This window comes from Streptomyces callyspongiae (genome assembly GCF_047200695.1).
Taxonomy (GTDB): Bacteria; Actinomycetota; Actinomycetes; order Streptomycetales; family Streptomycetaceae; genus Streptomyces.
Window position 1 is genome coordinate 68,094 of the sequence record NZ_JBJZOM010000004.1, and the last position, 25,628, is coordinate 93,721.

General features: G+C 70.6%; 20 protein-coding genes and 1 riboswitch. Of the genes, 3 read left to right on the plus strand and 17 right to left on the minus strand.

Translation table 11 applies throughout. The features are described 5' to 3' along the window. Positions 1-9: 9 nt before the first annotated feature. Genes fabG through ACL06G_RS04640 form a run of 11 tightly spaced genes read right to left on the minus strand, consistent with a single transcriptional unit; the run spans position 10 to position 8,746 of the window. Positions 10-756, minus strand: coding sequence for a 3-oxoacyl-[acyl-carrier-protein] reductase (gene fabG, locus ACL06G_RS04590; protein ID WP_412785636.1), 747 nt, complete (start codon positions 754-756; stop codon positions 10-12). 21 nt (positions 757-777) lie between these two features. Continuing rightward, on the minus strand, positions 778-1,272 hold the full coding sequence (locus tag ACL06G_RS04595; protein ID WP_412785635.1) for a 3-hydroxyacyl-ACP dehydratase FabZ family protein: 495 nt from the start codon (positions 1,270-1,272) through the stop codon (positions 778-780). Next, positions 1,269-1,733: a 3-hydroxyacyl-ACP dehydratase FabZ family protein gene (locus tag ACL06G_RS04600; protein ID WP_412785634.1), complete on the minus strand. Its 465-nt coding sequence runs from the start codon at positions 1,731-1,733 to the stop codon at positions 1,269-1,271. Before ACL06G_RS04600 ends, ACL06G_RS04595 begins: the two co-directional genes overlap by 4 nt. Further along, a complete protein-coding gene (locus tag ACL06G_RS04605; RefSeq protein ID WP_412835456.1) occupies positions 1,730-1,993 on the minus strand; it encodes a phosphopantetheine-binding protein in 264 nt (87 codons plus the stop codon). The genes ACL06G_RS04600 and ACL06G_RS04605 overlap by 4 nt, the downstream gene beginning before the upstream one ends. A gap of 41 nt (positions 1,994-2,034) precedes the next feature. Then, a complete protein-coding gene (locus ACL06G_RS04610) occupies positions 2,035-3,147 on the minus strand; it encodes a beta-ketoacyl synthase N-terminal-like domain-containing protein (RefSeq protein ID WP_412785632.1) in 1,113 nt (370 codons plus the stop codon). Positions 3,148-3,176: 29 nt separating this feature from the next. Continuing rightward, complete coding sequence (locus ACL06G_RS04615; protein ID WP_412835457.1) at positions 3,177-4,214, minus strand: thioesterase family protein; 1,038 nt, start codon at positions 4,212-4,214, stop codon at positions 3,177-3,179. A 21-nt stretch (positions 4,215-4,235) separates the two neighbouring features. Beyond that, on the minus strand, positions 4,236-5,090 hold the full coding sequence (locus ACL06G_RS04620; RefSeq protein WP_412785630.1) for an alpha/beta fold hydrolase: 855 nt from the start codon (positions 5,088-5,090) through the stop codon (positions 4,236-4,238). Next, positions 5,087-6,052, minus strand: a complete 966-nt coding sequence (locus ACL06G_RS04625; RefSeq protein ID WP_412835458.1) for a beta-ketoacyl synthase N-terminal-like domain-containing protein — start codon at positions 6,050-6,052, stop codon at positions 5,087-5,089. Before ACL06G_RS04625 ends, ACL06G_RS04620 begins: the two co-directional genes overlap by 4 nt. Then, a complete protein-coding gene (locus ACL06G_RS04630; RefSeq protein ID WP_412785628.1) occupies positions 6,049-7,185 on the minus strand; it encodes a beta-ketoacyl-[acyl-carrier-protein] synthase family protein in 1,137 nt (378 codons plus the stop codon). Before ACL06G_RS04630 ends, ACL06G_RS04625 begins: the two co-directional genes overlap by 4 nt. Further along, positions 7,182-8,438 (minus strand): beta-ketoacyl-[acyl-carrier-protein] synthase family protein, encoded by a 1,257-nt coding sequence (locus ACL06G_RS04635; protein ID WP_412785627.1) that lies wholly within the window; start codon positions 8,436-8,438, stop codon positions 7,182-7,184. Before ACL06G_RS04635 ends, ACL06G_RS04630 begins: the two co-directional genes overlap by 4 nt. Positions 8,439-8,494: 56 nt before the next feature. Beyond that, positions 8,495-8,746 carry an acyl carrier protein gene (locus ACL06G_RS04640; RefSeq protein WP_412785626.1) on the minus strand — a complete coding sequence of 84 codons (252 nt, stop codon included), beginning with the start codon at positions 8,744-8,746 and terminating at the stop codon, positions 8,495-8,497. Positions 8,747-9,197: 451 nt separating this feature from the next. Here ACL06G_RS04640 and ACL06G_RS04645 point away from each other — a divergent pair, with 451 nt between their 5' ends. Further along, positions 9,198-10,418, plus strand: a complete 1,221-nt coding sequence (locus ACL06G_RS04645; protein WP_412785625.1) for a cytochrome P450 family protein — start codon at positions 9,198-9,200, stop codon at positions 10,416-10,418. Positions 10,419-10,588: 170 nt separating this feature from the next. Then, entirely contained in the window at positions 10,589-10,810 is a 222-nt protein-coding gene (locus ACL06G_RS04650; protein ID WP_412785624.1) for an MbtH family protein, read from the plus strand. Between the two features lie 82 nt (positions 10,811-10,892). Here the strand turns inward: ACL06G_RS04650 and ACL06G_RS04655 are convergent, their stop codons facing one another. The 5 genes from ACL06G_RS04655 to ACL06G_RS04675 form a co-directional block, all read right to left on the minus strand. Continuing rightward, positions 10,893-12,857 (minus strand): ABC1 kinase family protein, encoded by a 1,965-nt coding sequence (locus ACL06G_RS04655; protein ID WP_412835459.1) that lies wholly within the window; start codon positions 12,855-12,857, stop codon positions 10,893-10,895. Positions 12,858-12,976: 119 nt separating this feature from the next. Then, on the minus strand, positions 12,977-15,139 hold the full coding sequence (locus ACL06G_RS04660; protein ID WP_412835460.1) for an MMPL family transporter: 2,163 nt from the start codon (positions 15,137-15,139) through the stop codon (positions 12,977-12,979). Positions 15,140-15,306: 167 nt separating this feature from the next. Next, entirely contained in the window at positions 15,307-16,125 is an 819-nt protein-coding gene (locus tag ACL06G_RS04665; RefSeq protein ID WP_412785621.1) for a LuxR family transcriptional regulator, read from the minus strand. A 151-nt stretch (positions 16,126-16,276) separates the two neighbouring features. Next, entirely contained in the window at positions 16,277-17,020 is a 744-nt protein-coding gene (locus tag ACL06G_RS04670; protein WP_412785620.1) for a hypothetical protein, read from the minus strand. 1,540 nt (positions 17,021-18,560) lie between these two features. Next, positions 18,561-19,160: a response regulator transcription factor gene (locus ACL06G_RS04675; RefSeq protein ID WP_412785619.1), complete on the minus strand. Its 600-nt coding sequence runs from the start codon at positions 19,158-19,160 to the stop codon at positions 18,561-18,563. A 690-nt stretch (positions 19,161-19,850) separates the two neighbouring features. After that, positions 19,851-20,008: riboswitch (cyclic di-AMP (ydaO/yuaA leader) on the plus strand. Between the two features lies 1 nt (position 20,009). On the opposite strand from ACL06G_RS04675, the gene ACL06G_RS04680 reads away from it, so the two are divergent. Next, on the plus strand, positions 20,010-20,666 hold the full coding sequence (locus ACL06G_RS04680; protein WP_412785618.1) for a LysM peptidoglycan-binding domain-containing protein: 657 nt from the start codon (positions 20,010-20,012) through the stop codon (positions 20,664-20,666). A 27-nt stretch (positions 20,667-20,693) separates the two neighbouring features. Here ACL06G_RS04680 and ACL06G_RS04685 read toward each other — a convergent pair whose 3' ends face one another. After that, on the minus strand, positions 20,694-25,490 hold the full coding sequence (locus tag ACL06G_RS04685; RefSeq protein WP_412835461.1) for a DNA repair ATPase: 4,797 nt from the start codon (positions 25,488-25,490) through the stop codon (positions 20,694-20,696). Positions 25,491-25,628: the final 138 nt, after the last annotated feature.

Sequence of the window (25,628 nt, forward strand, 5' to 3'; positions counted from 1 at the left end):
CGATCGGCGTCAGATGGTGATGCCGCCGTCGATGTGGAAGACCGAGCCCGTGACGTAGCCGGCCCGGTCGGAGGCGAGGTAGGACACCATGTCCGCCACCTCGTCGGCGCCGCCGAACCTGGCGAGGGGGATCGACTTGAGCATCTCGCCGCGGATCCGGTCGTTCAGCACCGAGGTCATGTCGGTCTCGATGAAGCCGGGCGCCACCACGTTCGACCGGATGCCGTAGCGGCCGGCCTCCTTCGCGACGGACTTGGCGAAGCCGATGATCCCGGCCTTGGTCGCGGCGTAGTTGGACTGCGTGGCGTGGCCGTGGACGCCCGCGACCGAGGAGATCATCACCAGGGAACCGGAACGGGCCTTCATCATCTCGAAGACCACCGACCGGCACACGTGGTACACGCCGTCGAGGTTGACGGACCGCACCTGGCGCCAGTCGTCGTCGCTCATCATCAGCAGCGGGTTGTCGCGCGTGATGCCCGCCGCGGTGACGGCGACGTCCACCGTCCCGAGCGTGTCCTGCGTCTCGGCCACCCACTCGCGCACCGCGTCGGCGTCGGCGACGTCGACCTTCCTCGCCAGCACGCGGACGCCGAGCTCGCCGAGTTTCTTCTCCAGGGCGTTCGCGGCCTCGTCGTCGGACCGGTAGCAGAAGCTGACGTCGTGGCCGTCGGCAGCGAGCCGCTCGACCACGGCTCGTCCTATGCCCCGCGATCCGCCACTGACCAGCGCGACCCGCTTGTCGTCCTGCGTCATGGGACTCTCCTCCTTGTGTGCTCAGCCGGTCGACGACCGGAGCCGGTCGGAGGAACGGAAGGCCATCACCATCCGCTCGACCGACATCACCAGCTCGCCGTCGCACAGCGTCGTGCCGTCGAAAATCACGGTGTCGGACAGGGCCCGGTCGATCCGGGCCTCGTGGCGGAGCACGTCGCCCGGCAGCACCGGCCGGTGGAACGTGATCCCGGTGAGCCCCCCGAGGAGCATCACCTGGTCGGTGTCGGTGCCGGGCGCGTCGTGGGAGTCGTCCAGCGGGCGCCGGGTCGCGAGGATGCCGGCCGTCTGGCCCCACGACTCGACGAGCAGTGCCTGCGGGTATTCCAGCGATGTGCCGGCCGCGTGGGCGCCGACATGCCGATAGCACTGCTCGGTGCGCGTGACCGCCTTCACGGCGGTGATGCGCTCTCCCGGAACCAGCTCCAGCACGCGGTCGACGAGCAGCATGGGGAAACGGTGCGGCAGCAGCTGCTCGACCTCGTGCAGCACGGTCATGCGCTCTCCCCCGCGTACCTCAGGCGGACGGTGGCGGCGTCGCCGCGATCGGTGCTCGCGGTGGCCCTGCACCGCAGGCCCTCGTCGTGGTCGCGCAGTTCCAGTCGCACGGCGAGCAGGTCCCCCGGATACACCGCTCCCACGAACCGGGTGGACTCCACCGCGGACAGCCGCGGCTCCGGCATCCCCGCCTGCTGCGCCACGGCGAGAACACCACGATGCACGCAGTCGACGATGCACACCCCGGGGAAGATCGGGAAGTGCGGGTAGTGGCCCTCGAAAACGGGCTCCTCGACCCCGACAGCGACGGTGACGACGGCGGACAGCGTCCGGCGGGCCTCCGGCGACCCGTCGTGGCCCTCCAGCGAGGCCACCTCGACGGGCGCGTCCACCGGGGTCGCGCGCAGGACCGACGAGCCGGTGGCGACCGGGCCGGCCGCCACCTCGGTCGTCGCCGTCATGCCGTCACCGTCAACTTCCCCCGGAGCAGCTCCTGGGCGTGCCGGAAGGTGCGGGCGCCCCGCATCTCCTGCTCGGAGAACTTCACCCGGTAGCGCTTCTCCAGCACCACGACGAGCTCCAGCAGAAGAAGCGAGTCGACCTCCAAATCGTTCACGAAGTCGGTGTCGTCGCCGATCTCTTCGGGGCCGACGTCGATCACGTCGGCCAGGACGCGGCGCAGTTCCTCGGAGTCGAGCGTGGCGATGGGCTCTGACGTCATGACTACCTCTCTGGGTTCGATTCGGCCGGACGGACCGGCTCTCAGCGCAGTCTCAGCAGCGCACAGCCCACGCCTCCGTCACGCTCCACGGCGGTGACCACCGCGACGCGGCCGGCAACGTCGGGAGTGCGCTCGGCCACTGCGAGGACCGAAGCGATCTGCAGGCTCACCGAGGCCGCAGAAGCGTCCCCGAACAGCGCGGTGTTGCGCAGCGGCTCGAGTGTCCCGGGACCGAACATCCCGACCAGCACGTCGCGTTCCTGTTCGCCGAATGCGTCGGTGGCACTGCAGGGGCTCGCGGCCCACACCTGAGCCGCATCCACGCCGGCACGGTCCATCGCCCGCCGAAGGCAGGCCGCCAGCACGTCGGGCAGCGCGTTCGGGGCCTGCGCACCGAAGACGCCGCTCTCCACGGCCAGCACCTCCGCGAGGACGTGCTCCGAGTCGACGTCGTCCTCGGACTCGAGCAGGACCATGCCGGCCCCTTCACCGAGAACGGCCGGCTCCGTCCCGGACGGGCGGGTGTGCCACTCCAGCCAGGAACGCTCGTCGGAGTACTCCTCGGCCGAGCCGCACAACACGGACGAGGCCCGGCCGCCGCTGAGCAGGCGGCGCGCGTAGTTCAGGGCCAGCAGGCCTGCGGGTCGCCCCCCGGCGATCGAGGCGTTGGGCCCCTTGATCTGGTGCCAGATGGCGCACTGCCCCGCAGCGCAGTTCATGACGGTGTTGGGCATCTGCGCCGGGTCCACGAAGTACGGCTTGGCCCCGGTCAACGAGTCGCGCGTGAAGTCCATCATGCTTTGCGCGCTTCCCGTGGTGGTGCCGAGGACGACGGCGCCGCGCTCTCCGGTGGCCACCTCCCGGTTGCGCTCGGCGTCGTCCAGCAACGCTCCTACGGCACTCACCGCGAGGCCGGTGACCCGGTCCATGGACCGGGTCCCCTTGCGCCCCAGCGCCTCCCGCGGCGTGAACCCGGGAACGAGGCGGGCCCGTTCGTCCGGCACCTGCCACTGCTCCCGGTCCACCGGGGCAGCGGTCTCACCGCCCTCCAGCAGGCCCTTCGCGAACGCCTGGCGACCGATCCCGAACGGGGAGACGGCCGACCACGCGGTGATCACGGGGTTGCGGACAGCAACAGCGACGTCGCCGCTCATGACACCAGCTCCTTACGACCGGGAGGGGCTCAGTTGGCGGGGAGGTTCTTGCCACTCAGTGCGGCCATGACCTCCTCGTCGAAGGTGACCAGCGACCAGTCGCGCTCCGGGGACTCCTTGGTGACGTAGCCGTGGGTGATGCGCCCGGTCGAGACCTGGACCAGGCGGCCCTCACGCACCACGTAGCAGTCCATACGGGCCGTGAACAGCATCTTCTTGAAGATGTCCTCGACCGTGAAGACGGTGTAGAGCTCGTCCTCGATCCCCACCTCGTCGGTGAGCTCCACCTCGCACTTGGTCACCACGGGGATCCAGTTGCGCTCGTCGAGCAGCCGGTGGATGGCGATGTCGCGGTCCGCGACGAACAAGTGCAGGACTTCCTCCATCTGCCGCAGGAAGCCCGACATCTGCATGTGGCTGGTGAAGTGGCAGTAGAAGTAGGGAACACGCCACTTCCAGCCGAAGGCGTTGTCGTCGCCGATGAGCTCGGCGAGCACCGGGTCGCCGGAGCGCGTGGTGACCCCGCGCTGCGCGGAGAGGTCGATGTTGTCCACGGGGACGGCTTCGAGGTGCTGCGGGGTGGCGGCGCCGAGCCGCGGGGTGACGAAGGGGGTCAGCTGCTCGGGAAGCGGCTTGGGGTTCTCGACGTGCTCGATCTTCCGGAGGGCCACCTCGAAGGTGGTGGAGACGGCCTTCCGCTGCTCCCCGTCCCGCTCGACCGTCGCGGCGATCCTGAAGCGGAGACGGCTGTCGCCCTCCTTGGTGACGGGCTTGACCTCGACCGCCACCGCGTCGTCGAGAGTGAGCACGGTGTGCAGGCGGGTGTTCACCGACACGACGTCGAAGCCGACGCCGTACTCGACGTACAGGGTCGTGGCGCCCAGGCCGGCGGCGCGGAAGTGCTCCAGCACCGCCGCCTCGATGAGGTAGTGGACGTGCTTGAAGCCGATGGTGGTGCTGATGTTGCCGCCCTCGTAGCAGGGCCGCAGCGAGTGGTTGCTGACGTCGAAGAAGTCGCGCAGCGTCTGCTCGGTGGGCACGGGCGGGTTGCTGATGGGTGACGTCATCGTGCTGAGGCTCCTCGGGAATCAGGCGGGTTGGTCCACGGAGGCTGTTCGGGCACGGCTCAGGGAGCCGGTGAACTCGCCGAGAGCGGCGGAGAAGGCCTCGGCCCGCTCCACCATGGGGAAGTGGCCGGTGCCGGGGATGACCCGGCAGCGGGCGTGCGGCAGGTCCGCGGCGAGGGCGAGGCTCTCCTCGGACCGGGCGATGAAGTCCTCTTCCCCGCTGATCACCAGGGTGGGCACCGTGATCAGGTCGGTGCGCAGCCACGGGGTGCGCAGGTAGCTGCGGAAGAAGCCGAGGTACCCGTACGGGCCGACGCGTTCGCAGACCCGCTGCGCCATGTCGTGGCGCAGGGACGCCTCCAGACGCGGTCCGGCCATGACCCGGATTCCTTCGTCCATGGTGCGGCGGAAGTTGTCCAGCAGCTCGGCGACCACGCCGTACTCGAAGGCGTCCGCCTCCCGACGGTAGAAGGGGGAGGCGAGCACCAGGCCGTCGATGCCGTACCGGTTGAAGGGATCGCCACCGCGCGACAGTTCGTCGCTCAGCAACTCCAGCAGGAGCAGCGCGGAGAACGAGTGCGCGACCACCACGGACGGCTCGTCGCCGATGCGCTGCAGCGCGTCCGCCACCGCCGAGGTGCTGTCGGGCGCGTACCCCCAGTCGGGTGGGTGACCGGCACCCCAGGGCAGGTCCGCGGTCCACAGGTCGAGTCCGCCTGCCTCGGTGGCTGCCAGCGGTTCCCAGACCGAGGGGCTGTTGGCCAGCCCGTGCAGCAGCAGCGCGCTGCGGCCCGGCCGGGGCCTCCGGTGGCTGACCGTACAGGTCACCGTCCCGGACGGCCCGGCCGCCGGGACCGACGGGTCGGGTCTGCTCACGACGCGTCCCCGGGAGCGAGCAGCAGGGCACCGGCGACCCCGTCGTCGACGCGCCCCGCCATGAGGTGGACGGGGCCGCTCTCCCCCGCGTCGAACCGTGCCACCGCGGCGGCGCACTGGGCGGTGCCGAGGGCTGCCGAAAGGGTGCCCCGGACGGCAGACATGTCGTGACGGACGAGGCCGGACCGGGGGTGCTCGGCACGTGGCGTGCCGTCGCCCGGCTCCTCCGGGGCGTACCAGGCAGCGGGACTACCGGCGCCGAACCGGTCGAGCCGGTGCGCCGTCCGCTCGACGCCACCGGTGCGGGCGTAGCCGCCCCACACCGCCCGAGCCTTCACGCCACGTTCCTCCGCGGTCGTGGCGCTCTCCAGCACGAGGGCGACCGCGCCGTCGACGAGCCGGTCCGTCCGCACGAGCCGGCGCACCATCTCGTTGTCCGGCTCGACACCGATCACCAGCACCTGGTCCGCCCGCGCCGAGCGGAGCAGGCTCGCCGCCCAGTGCAGGGCGTCCAGTCCCGAGGAGTCGCCGTTGCAGACCGTCATGTTGGGGCCCTGCAGGCCGAACCGGATGGCGACCTCCGAGGCGATGATGTTGCTGGAGGCGTTGGGCGAGTCCATCGGGCTGGTGCCGCGGGTGGTCTCTTCGGCGATGGTGGTCACGACCCTGCAGATGGTGTCCGCATTGCCGTAGTTGGAGGCCACCACGCAGCCGACACCGCGCGGCGGGACCAGCGGGCCCTCCGCGTTGCGGAGTCCGGCGTCCTGCAGGCCGAGGGAGGCTGCGCACAGGCCGAGACGGGTCGCCCGGTCCTTGTACTTGAGCCCCTTCTTGCCGAGCAGCGCTGCCGGGTCGACCGGCTCCGCCGGAACGCTCGGGCCGGTCACCAGGTCCTGGACCCCGGCCACGCCCGGCAGCGCCGGACCGACTCCCGTCACCACGATCTGCGGGATCTCGTTCATCGGGCCGCCTCCACGACTGCGACGGCGTTGAGGCCGCCGAAGCCGAATCCGTTGACCTGCGCCACGTCGACATCGCCGCGGCCCTCCTCGGTGTGCACCAGACGCATGGCGCTCACGTTCTCCGTCGGCCGGTCGAGCTCGGTGACCGGCGGGATCCGCCCGGTGGACATGGTCCGAAGGGCCGTGATGAGGCTCAGCACGCCCGCCGATCCAGCGGTGTGCCCGGTCATCGACTTGATGGCGGTCACCCACGGCACGGACTCGTCCTCACCGAAGACCTCGCGCATCGCGCGGATCTCGACCTCGTCGTTGAGCGGGGTTCCGGTCCCGTGCAGCATGACGAGGTCCACGTTCGCGGGCTTCACCCCGGCCCGGTCGTGCGCGTCACGGATGGCGGCGGCCACGCCCGCCTGGTCGGGTGCGGTGGTGTGGTAGGCGTCGCAGTTCACGCCCACCGAACGGAGGCGCCCGTGGACCCTGCGGTCCCCGCGGTCCGCCCTGCCCAGCACGACCGCGCCGGCGCCCTCTCCGAGGATGGTCCCCTTGCGGTGCACGTCGAAGGGCCGGAGCCGCCCGGGCGGCTCCAGCTGGAAGGCGTCGGTCAGCCCGAACATGCTCTCGGTGATGGAGTCGGCCCCGGCCACGATCACGTGCTCGGCCGTGCCGGATTCGAGCTGTTCCTCGGCCAGGGCGAGAGCGTAGAGGGAAGCGGAACAGGCGTTGGAGAAGGTGTGCGTGTCCACCGCACCGAAGCGCTCCCGCAGTGCGGTGCCGAAATGCATGCGCTCCGCGCCGAACTCGGCGCCGTCCCGCCACCACAGTTCCAGGGAACGCAACTCCCGCAGCCCGGTGCCGACCAGGATCGGCACCTCGCTCAGGTCCTCGCCGAGCCCGGCGTCGTGCGCCGCCTGACCGACCGCGTCCAGCAGGAACGCGGTCGCCCTGCCGGGCCGGTCCTCTCCCGGTGCGGGGCGGTCGTCGATCTCGAACAGGTGCCCCGCCTTGAACTGGGCCGGGTCGAAGCCCCGTAGCGGGGCCAGACCGCTGCGCCCCTCGCACAGCCCCTGGAAGAGTTCCTCGGCATTGCGGCCGATGCTCGCCACTGCGCCGTATCCGACGATGGGCCGGCTCATGACGTCTGCTCCTCGTACTTGGCGAGGATCACGACCGCGTTGTTCCCGCCGAACGCCATACCGTTGTTCTGCACGATCTCCAGCGGTGCGTCCACCGCCTCGTTGGGAACGCAGTCGACCTCGCACTCGGGGTCGGTCTCACGGTGGTTGATGGTCGGCGGCACGAACTCGTGCGTGATGGCGAGTGCACAGGCGATGGTGGCCAGAGCGCTGGCGGCACCCATGCTGTGGCCGAGCATGGACTTGAGGGAGACGGTGCGCGGCGGGGTGTCGCCGTACACGTCGCGCACCGCACGGGTCTCGGTCACGTCGTTCGCCTTGGTGCCGGTTCCGTGGGCGGACACCAGGTCGACCTCTGCCGGCTTCACCCCCGCGTTCTCGAGGGCGAGTTCCATGCACCGGGCGATGCTGCTCTGGTTCGGTGCCACGGGATGGTCGGCGTCGCAGTTGAGTCCGTAGCCGAGCACCTCGGCGTAGATGGTGGCCCCCCGCCGCAGCGCGGAGTCGAGGCTCTCCAGCACCAGTACGCCGGCGCCCTCCCCGGTGAGGATGCCCTTGCGGTCCTTGTCGAACGGTCGGCACAGGTCGGGTGCGATGGTGCCGAGCCGGTAGAACCCGGCGAAGGTCTTGCGGCACATGGCGTCCGCCCCACCGCACAGCGCGAACTCCGCCTCGCCGGTCCGCACGGCGTCGAAGCCGTAGCCGATGGCGTAGTTGCCGGCGGCACAGGCTGTCGGGATCGTGACGGCCTCGACGTCGTGCAGCCCCAGTTCGTGGGCGATGCCGGTGGCCAGCCGGCTCGGGGCGATCCGCCGGGCCACCCGGGCATCCGCTGCCGCGTGCCCGTGCGCGATCTGCGTCTCGACCAGGCTGTCGAGATCGTGGGACTCACCGTCGGTGGTACCGATGGAGATCATCCCCCGCCGGCCCCGCAGATCCTCCTCGGCCCACCCGGCGTGGTCGATGGCCATCCGGGCCGCAGCGACGGAGAAACGCGTCGCGGGACCCAGGTCGTCGACGTCCAGGTTCCGAATCCACTCGCGCGGGTCGAAGCCGACCACCTCGCACCCGTTGGCGTGGGCGAAGCCCTCGGTCTCGAACTTGGTGATCGGCTTGGCGCCGCTGCGCCCGGCACGCAGGCCCTCCGCGAAATCGGCCGCGCCCACACCGATGCTCGAGAAGACACCGAGTCCGGTCAGGACCACACGGTTCTCGGGTGGTGCCGACCTTGTACTGCTCGCACTTGCACGCATGGTCTCTCCGTCCGGTTCCGATCGGCGATGCCGCGGCGGTACGCGCCGGTCGTGACTTACTTGCCGGCCGACTCTTCGACGACCTCTTCGACGCCCTTGAGGTTGACCATGCGGCCCAGCTCGGCCTGGTCGATGACGATGCCGAACTGCTTCTCCAGCGCGGCGAGAATCTCGATCGCGCGGAGCGAGTCCGCGCCGTGGTCCTCGTTGAACAGGCTCGTCTCGGTGACCTCGTCCTCCTCGAGTTCGAGGATGTCGCAGACGATTTCCTTGATCTTGGCGGTCTTGCTCTCCGCAGAGGTCGTCATGCCGCTTCTACTCCTTTGTGAGGATGCCGCACACCGGGGAAGTTCCGCACGGGAACCGACTGGCGATTTCGTCCGTACCGGCACGGCCCTTTCCGGCCCCGCACTGGCGACTTCTTGGTGAATTCAGCACGTGGTGTCACGCGCCTCGCTGAACCTAACGGGGCCGCGCCGTACCCACCACGTCGGTACGAAGAATTCGAACCAGCCTCGTACACCGGGGCGACGCAGTCGGCGTTCCCGTCGTTCGCGGGCCAGTGGAAACAATCGCACCCGCACCCGACAACCCTGGAACGAACTTTTTGCAGCAGCTGTTCTCCACTCTGCCGCGCCACGGTGTATTGAAATCTCCGCAGCGGCGGTGACGCCTCCCTCCGCCGCGTGCCAGGCTGCCCCGCGACGCGCCCCGTGAGCGGTGCGGACGCCCAACCGGACGATCGCAGGGAGAGCATCGATGGCAGCCGGCGGAGCGCTTTCGAAGTACTGGATGTTCAGCGACGAGTACACGCAGGACCCGTATCCGTTCTTCGCCAGACTGCGCAGCGAACAGCCGGTCACCAGGGTGGACACGCCCGACGGGGCCCGGGCGTGGGTGCTCACCCGCTACGAGGACATCCGCAGCGCCCTGGCCGATCCGCGGCTGAGCCGGGACATCGGCAAGCTGTACGAGGCACTCGGCCGGCAGATCGGCAAGGACCTGAAGCCGGCGGACGAGATCTCCCACCACCTGGCGAACTCCGACCCGCCGCGGCACACCCCGCTCCGCAAGGCGCTGGTGTTCGCCTTCACCCCGAAGCGGGTGGCGAACATGCGTCCCCGCCTGGAGAAGGTGGTCGACGAGCTGCTCGACGACCTGCCGTCCCAGGGGGAGACGGACCTGCTCGGCGGACTGACCGAGCCGCTACCCATCATCGCCATCGCCCAGCTGCTGGGTGTTCCGGACTCCGACTGGCGGCAGTTCCGGACCTGGTCGAACACCATGCGGTCGGCCGACGCCTCGGACCCCACCGGCATCCTCGCGGAGCACACCCGTGAGCTGTCCGCCTACATGGCCGACCTGATCGCCAGGAAGACCGAGCATCCGGCCGACGACCTGCTGTCGGCGATGGTGCACGCGGAGGGCGACAAGCGCCTGGAACCGCAGGAGATCCTCTCGACGGCCTTCGCGCTGATGACGGGAGGCAACGAGACCACGACGGCGCTCATGACGGGATGCTTCGTCGGGCTGCTCACGCATCCGGAGCAGGCGGCACGCGTCCGCACGGACCCCGACCGCATCCCGCAGGTGGTCGATGAACTCATCCGCTGGTCGAGTCCCATGCTGTACACACTGCAACGGCTCACGCTGGAGGACGTCGAGATCGCCGGAACCACGATCCCGGCAGGTGAGATCGTGATGCTCTCGCCGGCCAGCGCCAACCACGACCCCGAGGCGTTCCCGGACCGCCCCGAGGAACTGGACATCGAGCGTCCCAAGCCGGTCCATCTCACGTTCGGACACGGCATCCACTACTGCATCGGAACCCATCTCGCACGGGCACAGGCGGAAATCGCCATGCGCCGGGTCTTCCAGCGTTTCCCCGACATCCGCCTCGCGGTCCACCCGTCGGAGCTCCGCTACCAGCCCACGCTGCTCGCCAGGGCGCCGTCCGCGCTCCCCGTGAAACTTCGATAACGCCCCGTCCGCCCCTCGACGACGTCCACAACGGCCGGAAGAACAGAAATGTCGAAGCAGCGGGAACCTCCCGCCCCGGCACGGAGATGATTCTTCGGCAACACTCCGCCGCAACGACGGCGAAGTCCATGCCGTACGGCACCGGTTCGCAACGCAGGATGGAGAGAAACATGAGCACGAATCCCTTCGAGGACAACGAGGCCCGCTACTACGTGCTGGTGAACGACGAGGGCCAGCATTCACTGTGGCCGGCTTTCGCCGAGGTCCCCGCCGGCTGGACGGTTGCACACGGACAGGATTCCAGGGAGGCATGCCTGAACTACGTTGAGGAGAACTGGACCGACATGCGGCCGCTCAGCCTCGTGCGGGAGATGGAAGCCGCCGGCAAGTAGACGGCGCGGGTGCCGGTCCGCGCGTCCGCGGCGGAAGTCGTCGGAGCACGGACCGGCACTTCTGCGTGCGCGCGACGCCGGCTCAGCGCTGTGCGCGGAACACCGTGAAGAGCAGCCGGAGACCGATCAGTGTGCTGATCACGAGAAGGTTGTATCCGAAGACCTGGTACAGCGTGACGTCGGACGCCACGCGCGGCCCGTTGGTGGCCGTCAGCAGCACGGACATCACACCGCTCGTGGCACCCACGCACACCAGCGCGATCAGGTGCACGATGTCGTGGACGACCCTGCGGTCCCGTTCGTCGGCGAGGAGCCGCACATTGACCGACAGCCTGCCCTTCTCCATCGCGGCGGTGATCCGGTCGAGCCGGCGCGGCAGTCGCCGTACGACGGGCAACAGCGCCATGAGTTCACCCGAGAGCGTGTCGCCCGCGTCCCCGGCACGCAGGCGTTCGGCCACCCTGCCCGACATGAAGGCGCGGGCCTCGTCCACCAGCCCGAAGTCCGGATCGAGCAGTGACAGGGTCCGCTCGAGCGTGGCGAGCGCCCGGAAGACAGCCGCGACCTCAGGCAGCACAGCGAGCCCGTGGCGCGTGACCAGCCCGAACAGGTCGGTGAACATGTCGATGTCGGCAGCGGTACCGGTGGCCGTGCAGTACTTGGCCAACAACTGACCGACCGCCCTCTCGAGCCGGTCCTCGTCGACCCCTTCCGGCCGGCTGACGATCTCCCACAGCCCGTCGCAGGCAGCCGCCGTGTCGCCGCGGTCGACGGCGAGGAGCAGATGCTGCAGCCCCGCTCGCAGGGATCCGTCCAGCCTGCCGACGGACCCGAAGTCCAGGAGGCCGAGCCGTCCGTCGTCCAGCAGCAGCACGTTGCCGGGATGAGGATCGGCGTGGAACACCCCGGACACCAGCACCTGGTCGAGCACGCAGCCGAGCAGGGCCCGCGCCAGGGCGGTGCCCTCCGGGCCGCTCCGTACGGTCCGTCCGGCTGCGGAGCCCAGCGGCGTGCCGTCCATCCGCTCCATCACCAGCACCCGCCGCGTGCAGAGGTGTTCGTGCACCTGGGGCAGTACCACAGTGCCCGAGTCGGGGTGGCCGGTCGCGACGGCGGCGATGTTTCCCGCCTCGATCCGGAAGTCGAGCTCCTCCCGGAGCGCCTCCGCGTAGCCGCGCACGAGTTCCCGAACGCCGAGCCGACGGGCCCACGAGGTGCGCCTCTCCAGCGAACGCGCCACCCGCTGGAGGATGTCCAGGTCCCGTTCCAGGACGCAGCGGGCTCCCGGACGCTGCACCTTCACCACGACGTCCACCAACTCGCCGGTGCCGGCGCGCAACCGCGCCCGGTGCACCTGAGCGACGGATGCCGCCGCCAGCGGCACGGGGTCGACTCGCCTCACCTCCCAGGAGCTCGGGGCGAGTTCCTCCCGCAGCACGGCCTCGACGTCGGCGCCCCCGACGGGAGCGACCTGGTGCTGCAGGCGGCTGAGCTCCTCGATGAACGGCGGGGAGAGCAGATCCGGGCGCGTGGACAGCAACTGCCCGAGCTTGACGAAGACCACGCCGGCCTCCTCCAGGGCGTACCGCAACGACCGGGCCAGGCGGAGATCGCGCTGGAGACTGCCGTACCGCGCGACGCGTCGGCCGCGCACGTACGGCCCCAGACCGTGGCGGACGGCGATGCCCGTGATGTGGGCGTAGCGGCGTCCGCGCTCTCCCCGGCGACGCAGGGCCCGTCCCCATCCCAGAACCCCCCAGCCCTTCCCGGCGGGACGGATCAGTTCGGCGATGAAGAGCACGACCAACGTCGTGATCAGAGAAACGCCCGCGATGGGAATGCCGAGTGCGATCGCCTGGCCCGTCGTGCGCATGGCCGGCAGTGCGGCGAAGGCGGTTCTCACCGCGACCAGCCATCCCACGGCGGCGGCGAGCAGCGCCCTGGGGGCGCTGATGCGTACGGCGAGGACCCTGCGGGCACCCGCCACCAGCGGCCAGACCGTGAGCAGCCAGATCGGCAGACCGAGCAGGGTGATCAGGAAGCGCATCCGGGCACCTCGTCCGTTCGGGTCGCGGCGGGTCCTGCCCTCCGGTCGGCGACAGCGCAGATCCGCCGCCTCCCCGCCGTATCGGCGGCCGGGAGGGCGACGGACCGACGCCTACCGGGTCACGGGGTCCGGACCGGCGCGAGGGGCTCCCGCTCCTCCTCGTCCACCGGGTCGGCCCCAGTCTCCGGCGATTCGGGCGCCGCACGGTTCCCGGGCCACCACGCCTTCCGTCCCAGCAGCGTGGTGAGGGCCGGCACCAGCAGTGTCGCCATGACGAAGGCACTGAGCAGGATGCCGAACGCGACCGCGAAGCCCATCTGGCGGAGCATGGAGTTCTCGGCGAGCATCAGCACCCCGAAGGTGCCCGCGAGGATCACCGCGGCCGCTCCGATCGTGGGCGCGGACTGCTTGACGGCCAGTGCGGCCGCCTCCCGCGGGTCGCGGCCCTCGCGGATCTCCTCCCGCAACCGGGCGACCATGAGGATGTTGTAGTCGGTCCCGATCGCGACCACGAAGAGGTAGACGATCACCGGCAGCATGAACAGCAGGCCGTCGTCTCCGCGCTGGAACACCCACACCGTGGCGCCGAGTGTCCCTCCGAAACCGAGGCCGACAGAGAGCATCAGGAACCAGGGGGCCACCAGGCTGCGCAGCATCAGGGCGAGGATCACCATGATCGCCAGGGCGGCCACCGGGAAGACGAGTGCGTAGTCCCGGTTGACGGCGTCGCGGATGTCGGCGAGCACGGCGGTGGTGCCGCCGACGTACTGCTCGGTGGCCTCGGGCGCCGCCGCGTGCGCGGTCTCCCTCAGGTCACCCGCCACCAGGTCGATGGCCTGGTCCTGGGTCGGCCGGAAGTCCAGGACGACGCTGAAGCGGGCGACGTCCCCCGTCTCGTCGAGCTGCGCCGGGGACACCGTGTCCACTCCGTCGACCCCGGCCAGTGCGGTGCGGTACTCGGCGAGGCCCTCCTCGTCGAGGGAGGCGTCCCCCGCGGCGCGCACGTAGACCATGGTGGGGTCGGACTGCCCGGCTGCGAAGCTGTGCCGCATGTCCTGCATCGCCTGCACGGACTCCAGTTCGCTGTTCATGGAGCTCTCACTGTCGTACTCCGCCTTGAAGCCGAGGACGCCCGCCGCCATGACGGCCAGCAGAGCGCCCGTGACGCCCGCGACGATCGGCGCCCGGCGGGAGGCGAGGCGGCCCACGCGTTCCGCCAGCGTGTGCCGGGGCTGCTTGCGCCAGGACTTCGAGGGCCAGAAGGCCTTGGTGCCGAGGAGGGAGAACACGGCGGGAACGAGCGTCAGCGCGGCGAGCAGGGTGACTGCCACCGCCAGCGCCAGCGAGAGACCCATGTTGCTGAGCATCCCCATGGAGGACAGCAGCAGCGCGAGGAAGGCCACGATCACCGCTCCGGCGGCCGAGGCGATCGTCTCGCCGACCCGGCCGGCGGCAGCCGCCAGAGCTTCCTTGGGCTGTTGCTCCTGGCGGAGGTTCTCGCGGTAGCGGAACAGCAGGAAGAGCGTGTAGTCGGTGCCCACGCCGAAGAGGACCACGATCAGGATCGCGGAGATCGACGAGGAGGCCTCCAGCCCGGTGACGTCGCTGGCGATGCCGATGACGCCCATGGCGACGAGGAACACGAGCCAGATGATGAGCACCGGGAGCAACGCGATGACGGGGCTGCGGAAGATGGCGAGCAGCAGCACGACGATGAGCACCAGCGTGGCCATCATGATCATGGCATCGGTGCGCGACGAACCCTCCTGGGCGTCCAGGGCGGTCGCCGCCGGGCCGGTGAGGCCCAGCTCCAGTTCGGTGCCCTTCAGTTGCCCCGGTACGGCCTCGCGCAGCTTCCGGACGGATTCGACCAGTGCCTGGTCGTACGCCGTGTCGGTGGTGGCGAGGACGTATCCGAGGGCGACCTTGCCGTCGGGGGACACGGCCGAGGGGTCGGCCACCACCTTGTCCACCTTCGGGAAGTCCTTCGCCTGCAGGCCGGAGGCGACCTCGACGACGTCCTTGCTGTCGGCATCCGTCAGCTTCCCGCCGTCGGCGCGCTGGAAGACCGCTATGGCGGCGGGTTGCCGTCCCTGGGGGAACGCCTCCTGCTGCAGCGAGACGGCGCGCACCGACTCGTAGTGGGAGGGGAGGAACTCCGATTGGTCGCTCGTCGCCTTCAGCTGCGGCGCCAGCACCACAAGGGCGACCGCCGCCACGAGCCACCCGAGGGTGACCAGCCAGGGGCGGTTCACCGAGAACCGCCCGATTCCTTGGAACATGGGAATCCTCCACGAGTTCGTCCGCGGGCCGTCCCCGCCGCCGAATTCCGACACTTGGACGTCCACGCTCCGGGGAGCGCAACGGTGGTGCAACGGGCTGTGCAGTTACCTGCAGGCGGTGCCCCGTCCGGGCATCGGTGCCGCACTCTTGACGAGTGCCCGCCGCCTCAGCGGCGTTGACGGGGAATGACCTCGGTCGAGGCCCGGTTCCGGGCCCCGCCGTTGCCCCGCACCCCGGCGCTGCAGGCCGACAGCAGGCCCAGTTCGGCGGCACGCACACCGGCCTGGAACCGCGAACTCGCGCCGAGCAGGGTCATGATCTCCGCGACGTAGCGCCGGTAGGTCCTCACCGAGACCCTCAGGTCGCGAGAAGCGGCCTCGTCGGTCACGCCGGCCTGGAGTTTCGCCAGGATCTGCTGGGTGAGGTCGGACCGCGCGCGGCCGACGAAGTCGGCGCGCTCGGACGCCACGGCCGCGTTCCGCCAGACGCCGTCGAAGAGCGTCATCAGCGTACCGATCACCGAGGAGGCGCGGATGACGGACGCCCGCCGCCCTTGGACCGATTCCGCGCAGGTCAGGGCTGTTTCGCCGTCGGAGATGATCAGCGACAGGGCGGGGACTCTGCCGACACGCACCTGGCAGCGGTCGTCGGCCGGGCACAGCATCGCGTCGAAGACTCCGGTGTCGAGGAAGGCCTGCGTGCTCAGCACGCGTATGCGTGGCCCGGCCGCGCCTCCGGCGGCGAGGTGGGGCATCGCCCGCTGCACCGCCCGCGCGGGTTCACCGGGAGCCGCGAGCACCACGTCGAGACTGCCCGCCGCGTGCCGGACCATCTCCGCGGCCGTCTTCGCGATGGCGGTGTCGTCCACCTTCACCTCCGCGACGAGGTTCCGTTCCGACGACTGGTCGCGGTGCTTCGACACCGTGGCCTCGATCAACCTGCGGACCTTCAGCAGCGTCTCTTCGAGGTCTTCGTCGTGCTCCACAGTCCCGGTCTCCCCTCTCGCCCGCGCCCCGGGTCCTGCCGGCAGGTGCGGGCTCAGCGAATGATGCGGTTCGGCCACTCCGGAGGCTTCGGAGGACGCAGTGCACAGCGCGGTGCGGCGGGCATGGTCCGCCGCCGTCGCGCAGGCAGCCTCACCGTCCGGGTACCAACCCCAACTCGACCGCTCTTACGCCGGCCTGGAAGCGCGAACCTGCTCCGAGGACCCGCATGATCTCTGCGACGTGCCGCCGGTACGTCCGCAGAGAGACACTCAGCTCACGAGCGGCGGGGCCGTCCTTGCACCCGGCACACAGCCTCTCCAGGATGCGCTGTGCGAAGCCGCTGCGCAGGCACTCCTGCAGCCGCATGAACTCCGTGAGGCGTGCGGCACTCCCCCAGGCGCCTGCGAAGAGGAAGTCGAGGCCTCCCACGGCGGCGGGGACGCGGAAGACGGCCATTCCGCCGTGCGACCGGTCGTGCCGTACGACCGCCAGCCTGCCGTCCGCGACGAGCATGGACTGCAGTTCGACGTGCACGAGCCGTACTTCGCAACCATGGGTGCGACGACCGAGGGCGACGACGTCCTCGTTGCGCAGCAGGCGCGGCGAGCACAGCAGGCGGACGGTCACACCCCGGCCGGCGGCTTCCCGCAGCGCGGCGAGGGTCGCCGCGAACACCTGGGGCCTGCGGTCGGCATCGGTGGGCAGGGTGACGCTGACGTTGTGCCGGGCGCCGGCCACCGCACGGACGATGGCCGCAATCCGCGCCCCGTCGTCCGCCCGGGTCACGGTCACCATGCCCGCGGCGGTCCTGCTGCGGCACAGGGAGACAGTCGAATCGATCAGGTCCTGAGCCTGCATCAGGGCGAGCTCGACCTCGTCGGTTCTCCCACTCACAGGTGACTCCAGCACGTCAGGCACGACTCTCCCCCGATATCATCGGTTTCCGCGGACAGCAGGCGATATAAAACTTTAACGTTGCACAAACTCGAAATCTGGCTTCACTCATTTCGCGTTCACTCCAAATTGGGCTCAGCGGCACAGCTTTCCGGGCCTCCACAAGAGTGGGTCACGCACCTTTCTTCGGCGCGCACCCAGCCCTTCGAGGCTCACTGGCCCTCAGCCAGTCAACGCGATTCGAGAGCAGAATAATCGAGCGCCTGACGGTACTCAACAGTTAGCCAGAGAGGGTCAATCGAGGCGCAGCAAGATGCCAAGTCCGTGTTATCCACAACCGGCTTTCCGGCCCTGACCCCCACAGAAAGTCACCATATGCGACGATCGCGTGACGCACAGCGAGAATGACGTGCGGGGCGTGTCCCCTTGCTGTCACGGCGAAGAGCCGCCGCACCTCCGGCACCCCGGGCCCTGACCCCCGCGACAGGAACCGTGCGCTACGAACACGCCGCCGGGACACGTGAGTTCGGCTGCCCCAGGGGCTCCTGCGGGCTTCAGGTGGAGCGCCGGCGACGGAAGCCGCCCCGCGGGCCTCGACGCGACCGCCGCGTCCTAGCCACGGGGAGCACTCGGCGCACATCATCCGCTCACGCACCGGGAAACGGAGACCTCCGCAAGAGGCCCGACCACAGCAGAACTGCCTCACGTACAGCGGCCGAACCGGTGAATTCGCCTCGACGTTCGGAGATTTCTGACACCGAGACCCCGGAGAAGGGGAATATCTCCTTCTCCAGGGAGCGCAGCGCATTGCGAAGGCCGTCAACTCCGAAGCGGCACATCGATCTTCGACCGCGCCCGAGGAGCACATTGCGCGACCGAGACGTCGCCGGGCAATGCAGTCGCCCGGCCGCACCGCAATCGAATCGTGACTTTCTCTCAGGTGCCGGAGCCAGAGATTAATGACGGTCCTGGCAGTTGTAAACACGTCGCCGGCGCCGACCATGACCTCCCTATGGCGGATGCGGCCGCCACGGACACCCTCGACGAGCCGGGAGGCAGGCAGCCGAGCAGGTCGCGGACCGGTGACGCGCTGCCGCGCCGGTGCGGCGCGGAGCCCGCCCGGGGGCCCCAGCCGCGTGCGGTGCATGACGTTTGTCATGCAGTGCCATGACGGGCTTGCGGAATCCCCGGCGGGCCGGGGCCGGTGACACCCCGTCACACTCGGTGACAGCGGGAGCGGGAAGGACGCACGAGGTCGGGGCGACTCCGGCACGGTGCCCCAGCCACAGTGAAATACAACGGAGTTGTTCGCGCCGCCCACTCGACCCCACATTCCGACCCGTTCCGGAACAAAGGGACATCATGCACCGCACCGGGACACCTCCGTTCCCGGCCGGAGTCCCGACCGTCCGGGCCCTGTCCTGCCGGGCTCGCTCGCCTGACGTTTGTCCCGCTCTTCGTGACAGAGGTCACCCCGGAAGGGTCATTCATCCGGGGGATGCGCTATCGTCATTTCCCGAGCAGCGAGAGAGGCGACGCTCTACAGCAGGCCGCGGCCACCGGCAATGCGAGCGGCGTCGAAGCGGTTTCTGCCCTCGAGCTTCTTGATGGCACTGGAGGTGACATTCCTGACGGTACCGGGAGACAGGTAGAGCTCGGCCGCTATCTCCTTGATCGGAGCTCCGTCAGCCGTCAATCGCAGCACCTCCCTCTCCCGCTCGCTCAGCGGACGACCGGTGCGCCGCGCCCTCAGGAGCGACGGGTCGATCGTGTGACAGCCCGCCACGATCCCCCGGATCGCATGGATCAGATGGTTCAGTCGCGCATGACTCGGGATCACGCTGAACGCGCCGCCCGCAGCACGTCTCATCACCTCCCTGGACGGACGTGAGGTGATGACGGCAACTCCGCAGCCGGGCACGGCGACGCGGAGTTCATCGGCAAGCCGGATCTCGTTCCCGGCGGGCTCGCAAACCCCCAGAACCGCAACCGACGGTTTGGTGCGCCGCACCGCAGGAATGATCTGGCGGCTGTCGTCGAGCGTTTCCACGACTTCGAAACCCCGTACCTGCGCGAGTGCTCCCGAAAGGGTCTCCGCGATGAGGCGTCGATCGTCGGCCACAATGATACGAATTGTCACTGCTCGGTCTCCCCGCGAAGACCCCGGCCGTTCCCGACGCATCGAGGCAACCGAAATCCAGGCATGTGAATGCGAACGTACACTGGCCCGTACCGTCGAAACGCCGCGGAGAGTCACCTCTCCGACCCCCAGTGCCGGCACACAAGTTCAAGAGGAAGCAGACTTCACTCGGTAATTTCTGCCACCTTCCATCCTTGGTTCTCCCCCTGCCGGCCACCCCGAACAGGGTGCCTCCATGGACGGCGACCACTCCGCCCATGGCGATCGTAGCGTTACAGATCGACCGCGAAGCGGTCAACGCACCTTCACGCCCCGGGCCACCCGAGACGTCGACATATGCCCGTTCGTGCCCGTTTTCACATCGAGAATTTGAGAGCAGGCACCCCCGCGCCACACACGTTCGTCACACGGCGGACGCCTCGGTGTCGGATCGACGCGGCGTCAGGACCGCCAGTGGCGCGTCGCATTCGGTCTGCGCCCACCCGGGTGACGTCCCGCCGAGCGCCCCCTGTTGCCGACACGCCGCACCCACCAGCGCGAACGCCTGGCGCCACAGGTGCGACACCAACTCCGCACCCCGAATGTCGGTTTTTGAACACTCCGGTCCGATGTGCTTACGGTCGCATCGCTCGTCACCTGACGGGCACCGCGACCGTCACGCCGAATCCTGCCGGCGGTCGCGGCAACTCCGTCGCGTGAGCGCCGTAGGCAGGAGCGGGGGACCCAGGTAGGCCGCCGCACCCGAAGGAGGGAGCGGCTCGGGGCGTATCCGCCCGCGGCAGCGGACGGACGGGCACTCTCCGGCCCGAGCCCGACAGCTCACCTCGCAGGCGTCGGTGAGGAGACATCATGCTGTTCACTGGCAAGTATCGCGCTCGTCTCTCCAGTACGCGTGCCCGCATCGCCACTCTGGCCGGAACGGCGGGTGCCGCGTTCGCCCTCCCCCTGATCTCGGCATCGAACGCCAGAGCGGCTTCCGTGGACACCTGGGAGCAGGTCGCCCAGTGCGAGTCGAGCGGCAACTGGGGAATCAACACGGGCAACGGCTACTACGGCGGCCTCCAGTTCTCCCAGTCCAGCTGGGAAGCGGCCGGCGGCACCCGGTACGCCTCGCGTGCCGACCTGGCGACCAAGAACCAGCAGATCAGTGTGGCCGAGGAGCTCCTGGAGATGCAGGGGCCGGGTGCCTGGCCGATCTGCGGCAGCCAGGGCGGTCTGACCTCCACCGCACCGTCCGCCGACGTGGCGCCGGAGCCCGCTCCCCAGCCGCCCGCCCCCCAGGAGACGGCCCCGCAACCGGCGCCGCCGCAACCGTCCGCTCCCCAGCAGAACACCCAGGGGCCCGCGTCGTCCGGCACGGCCTACACCGTGCGCTCCGGCGACACCCTCAGCGGAATCGCCGCGGCCCACGGCACCACTTGGCAGCAGATCTACCGCGACAACCGCTCCGTCGTGGGGGGCGACCCGGACCTGATCCTGCCCGGGCAGCAACTCGTGATCAGGTGACCGCCGCGCGCGGACCCCGCCCGCGCCCTACCCGAACTCCCGCTTGAGCTCGGCCCAGCGGGTCCGCTGGGCCGGGCCGAGGCGTCCCCGCAGCTCCGCCAGCTTCAGCAGCGCGGCCTCTGCGCCGGAGGCCAGCGCTTGCGCCTCGGCCGCGTAGTGGTCGTCGAGCAGCTGCTCCAGCTCCTCGTCGTTCATGACTCCGGAGAGACGTCCGGCCAACCGGTTGGTGTCGCGGTAGGACCCCTGGAGCAGGAAGGGTGGCTCCGTACGGAACTCCTGCGCCTCTCCCGCCGACGCGATGTAGGCGGCGTTCACGCGCAGCACGGTGTCCCGCACCCGCAACAGGTTGCGCAGCACCGCGACGACGCGCTGCCGCTCCTCCGGGCCGTAGGGGTGGACGAGACGGTCGGCGGTCGCGCCCGGGTCGCCCTCGGCCATCCCGACCAGCAGGTCCAGGTCCTCCCGCTCCCGGTCGGCCAGCGGCGCCAGCACCGGGTGTGCGGTCAGGGCGTTCTCGACGTGGCTCAGTGCGAACAGGTCCTCCCTTCCTCCCAGCACGTCTCCGAGGTTCCACACGTCCGCCCGGTTCGCCAGCATGTCCGGGATACGGAAGCGGCCGCCCGACTCGGTGAACGGATTGCCCGCCATGCACACGGCGAACCGTTTGCCCCGCAGGTCGTAGGCGCGGTCGGCGCCCTCGATCCGCCGCTGCGCATCGCACAGCGGGATGAACTTCTGGAGCAGTTCCGGCGAGGTGTGCTGGATGTCGTCCAGATGGAGCAGCACGTTGTCCCCGAGGCGCAGCGCGAGGTCGATCTTCTCCAGCTCGCGCCGCGCCGCCGCGTCGGGTGCCGCCGCCGGGTCGAGCGAGGTGGTGCGACGGCCGAGCGCCGGCCCGTCCACCGTCACGAAGAGCATGCCGAGTTGCGCCGCGACGTACTCCATCAGCGTGGTCTTGCCGTAGCCGGGCGGGGACAACAGCAGCAGCATGCCCTGCCCCGCGGCCCCGCCGTCCGCTCCCGCCGTGCCGATCTGGCGGGCCAGCGCGTCCCCGACGAGCGGCAGGTACACCTCGTCGATCAGCCGGTTCCGTACGAATCCGGGCTGCACGCGGGGGCGGAACCGGTCGAGGCCCAGCCGGTCGCGGGCCGAGGCCAGGACCGCCTCGCGCCGCTCGGTCCAGGCACGGTGGGCCGGCACGCGCACGGTGCGGAACTCCTCGGTGCGCGCCAGGAACTCGTCCAGGCGGACCGTCAGCCTCCCTTCCCGCACCCGGGGGTGGACCCCGAGCAGGCCGTCGACGGTGACGGGGCGCTGCGCCTCGGCGTCGTGTCTGCGCAGCACGGTGCCGCAGGCTTCGACAGCCGCTGCCTCGACGAGTACCGACCGGTCGGCGTCGTGTGCATCGGCATAGGCGTCGAGCCAGGCACGGATGAGATGACGCCGCGCGGACAGGTCCTCGCCCAGGGTGCGCAGTTCTTCCGCGTACTCCTTGACCCCCGCCGAGTCGGGTCCGCCCAGCGCTTCGCGGAAGTCGCCGAGGAGGGCCCGCGCGGCGCTGTCCGTGACGAAGCAGGGGCCGTCCGGTGCTGCGATCTCCTCGAAGAGGTAGGCGCCGGAACCGGGGCGGCGCTCTCCCGGCAGGAACCCGGCGATCAGCGCGTCCAGTTGCTCCACCAGTTCGCCGATGGCGGGCACCGGCCCGAAGGTTCGGCGGGCGCGTCCCAGGGAACGGGCCCGCGCGGCCCAGACCTCACGGGTGCGGTCGTCGGTGCCGTGCGCCCAGTAGAGCTGTGCGGCGGCCCGCGCCTCCGGGGTGAAGCGGAGCAGTCCGGCGCGGCGGCGCAGCTCCAGCACCGTGTGCAGGATCCGCGCGGCGTCGTGGTCGTGCACCCCGGCGTCGTATCCGCAGTCGTGGGCCGTCCCCGCCGCGCGACGCACCAGGTCCGCCGGTGCTTCCGGGTCCACGGCCCCGGAAGCGGGGTCCACCGGCCCGGGGCGGGAGGCCAGTGCGGTCGCCGCCAGGTACTCGGCCCGGTAGACCGAGGGAGATTCCGAGACCAGTGGCTGGTCCCAGAACTCCTCGGTCCCGGCGAGGGCGTCCTCCGGTACCGGCTCGCAGAAGTCGGTACCGGTGACGGCCAGATGGAGGCGGCCGCCGTGGCGTGACAACGTCAACGACATCCTGCCCCCGTGCACCGGGAACCGGTGGCGTCCCAGCCGTACGGTGCCGGGCACGTCGTGGAGTTCGGCGCGGTCCCGCAGGGCGCGGCCGGCCTCCTGCCGGGCGGCGCCGAGGCGTCCCTCGAACTCTGCCGCCCGTACGGTCTCCCCCGCGTCGCGCAGTTCCGCGAGGGTCTCCCGCAGCCGGGACACCATGGGGTCGGCGGCGAAGTACGCCCGGATCTCCTCCGGCCCGGTGAGTGCCGCCGCGCGCCGTGCCACGGTGGCCAGGCCGCGTTCGGCGGAGGCTGCCAGCCGTTCGGCACGGCGTGCCTGCTCGTCGACCAGCGACTGCCGGCGGGCGGCGAACGCCTCCTCGGCCTCCTCCCGTCGTGCCTCCAGCACTTCGGCCCGCTCCGGCAGGCCCCCGAACCGGGTGGTCAGGCCCTCGATGCGGACGAGGAGGGTGCCCAGGTGCTCGTCGCAGGCCTCCGAGGTGTCCGCGGCGGCCAGCGCCTGGCTCAACGCCTGTCCCAGCAGGGCGAGTTCGGCTTCGAACTCTGCACGCCCCTCCGTTTCGAGCAGCGTCCGCCGTCTGCCGTCCGCGACGGCGCGTGCCCGGTTGAGGGCAGCGGTCACTTCACCGAACCGGCTCAGCAGAGCGGTGCGCACCGTCGTGTCGGCGACCTCCAACGCCTCGAACACGTCGGTGATCCCCCGCAGGCGGGCGGCATGCTCGCCGAGTTCCTCCAGGGGCCGCTCCAGGGCAGCGACCCGGGGCGCCCGGGTGGCGGCCTCCTCGATCCGGGCGATCTCGTCGACGATGCCGGAGAAGGCGTCCGGCTCGGCGAGGTGGCCCACCGCGCGATGACCGGCCGCCGCGAGTGCCTCGGCGACCTGTTCCTCGAGGCCCGCCACCCGGTCCTGGTCGGTGTGCCGCAGGTCGTACAGGGCTTCCACATCGCCGCGGGCGCGCCGCAGGCCGGTCAGCAGGGCGACCCACCCGGTCGCGTCCGCGGGAGTCTCGCCGCCGGCGCGCCGCAGCAGGCCGTGCACCTCGTCCTCCGCGGTGTCCAGGGCCGCGGCGGTGCGGGCCCGGGTCTCCTCCTCCCTGCCGTACTCCGCGACGATGTCCACGGCGGTCTCACGCAGCAGGCGGAGCGGCTCGTCCAGCGCGACCGGGTCGTTCTCGCCCAGCCAGGGGTAGCGGTCCTCGGCCCGCGCCGCGGACTCGGCGATCGAGGCGAACACCTCCGCGCCGGGTGCGAGTTCGGCCGCCATGCGCGCCACGGCCAGGCACTCGGCGATGCAGCGGACCAGTTCGGCGTTGCCGATCCGGGCGAGCGGTCCCGCCTCAGCGGGCGGTGCGACGGCGTCGTGGCGCTCCTCGGCGAACGGAGTGTCCCAGACCTGGACGGGGTGCACGCGGACCGTCCCGCCCTCCCCGTCGTCCGGCCCGCCGCGGAGGACGGCGAGGGCACCGTCGTCGAACAGCGCCCAGCCGAGACCGGTGACCGGCGCGGCCGGCTCCTGCCGGACGCGGTTGTACGGGAGGAGCAGGACGCCCCCTCCCGCCCGGTCGCGGCAGACGTGCAGCACGTCCTCGCCGTTCGGCGCGTGCAGTACCCGCTCGAACTCCCACGCACCGGAGGGGACGTCGAAGGTTCGGGCGGCTTCGCCCGCCGGGGCGTTGGCGAGGTGGAAGCCGCCGGGGAAGACGATGCCCTGCTCGTCGGGAAGCGGTCGGCAGCCACGGGCCATACCGTCGAGCCGGACGACTTCCCCGGTCCGCCGGTTGTGCACCAGATACCGGTGCCGGGGCTCGTTGTAGGGCAGGATCCGCAGCAGCACCAGCGGACCCACGCGGGCGCGGGCGATCTCGGCGTCGGCGAGGGACTGGAGCGGTTCGTCGACGGGCTCGGACCAGATCCCGTCCCGCGTCTCGGTGTCGTTCTGCGTCCCGAGCGTGAGCGATCCGCCCTCGGTGCTGACGAACAGGGCGTCGTCGACGCGCACGTGGGGGTGCCGGCCGGCGACGTGTGCGTCACGCCCGATCTCCCTCCACACCAGGTCGCCGGCGGCGGGCGCGGTGTCGTCGCGGGAGCCGCGGGCCTCCAGGTACGCCGGCGGTCCGCCGTCGGCGGGCATCCGCCACCGCAGCACCCGCCGGTCCCCGGCGCCGTCGCCGGTACGGAAGACCGCCAGCAGCTCGGAGTCCGTGCGGCGCAACCGCAGCAGTCGGGCGTCGCGGTAGTAGCGGTACAGCTCGGCGAAGTCCTGCCGGAAGCGCGGATCGTCCAGGAGTCCGGGCACCGCCTCGGAGGCGGACTGCTCGAAGCCGTCCTCGGGGCCCCGGTGCAGCGTGAGAACGTCCTCCACGGCCACCTCACCGGTACCCGGCGCAGGGTCGCCCCCCACCAGGAGCAGACCGCCGACCTGCACGAGGTCCCGCACGGTGCGTGCCCGTCCCGGGGCGAGACGGTGGGTCGCCACGAGCGCGAACCGGCGAGCTCCGAAGGTCTCGGTCCGGCGTTCGTTGAGCAGCTCGGCGCGTCGTGCGAGCTCCTGTCCGGCGCTCTCCAGGCGCCGCCGCAACACCTCGTACGTGCCCTCGTCGACACTGGCCGTCCCGGCGTCCGCCGTGGCTGTCCCGCTGCTCATGCTCCTGCCCCTTCGCCCTCCCGCACCCGTCCGGCCGTCCGCCGCGCCCCTGCCCTACCGGGGCCGCTCCCGCCCACCACCGTCCGGCCGCTGCGGCCCGGAGGCCGGGACCGCAGCGGCAGTGCGGAACAGGAGCGG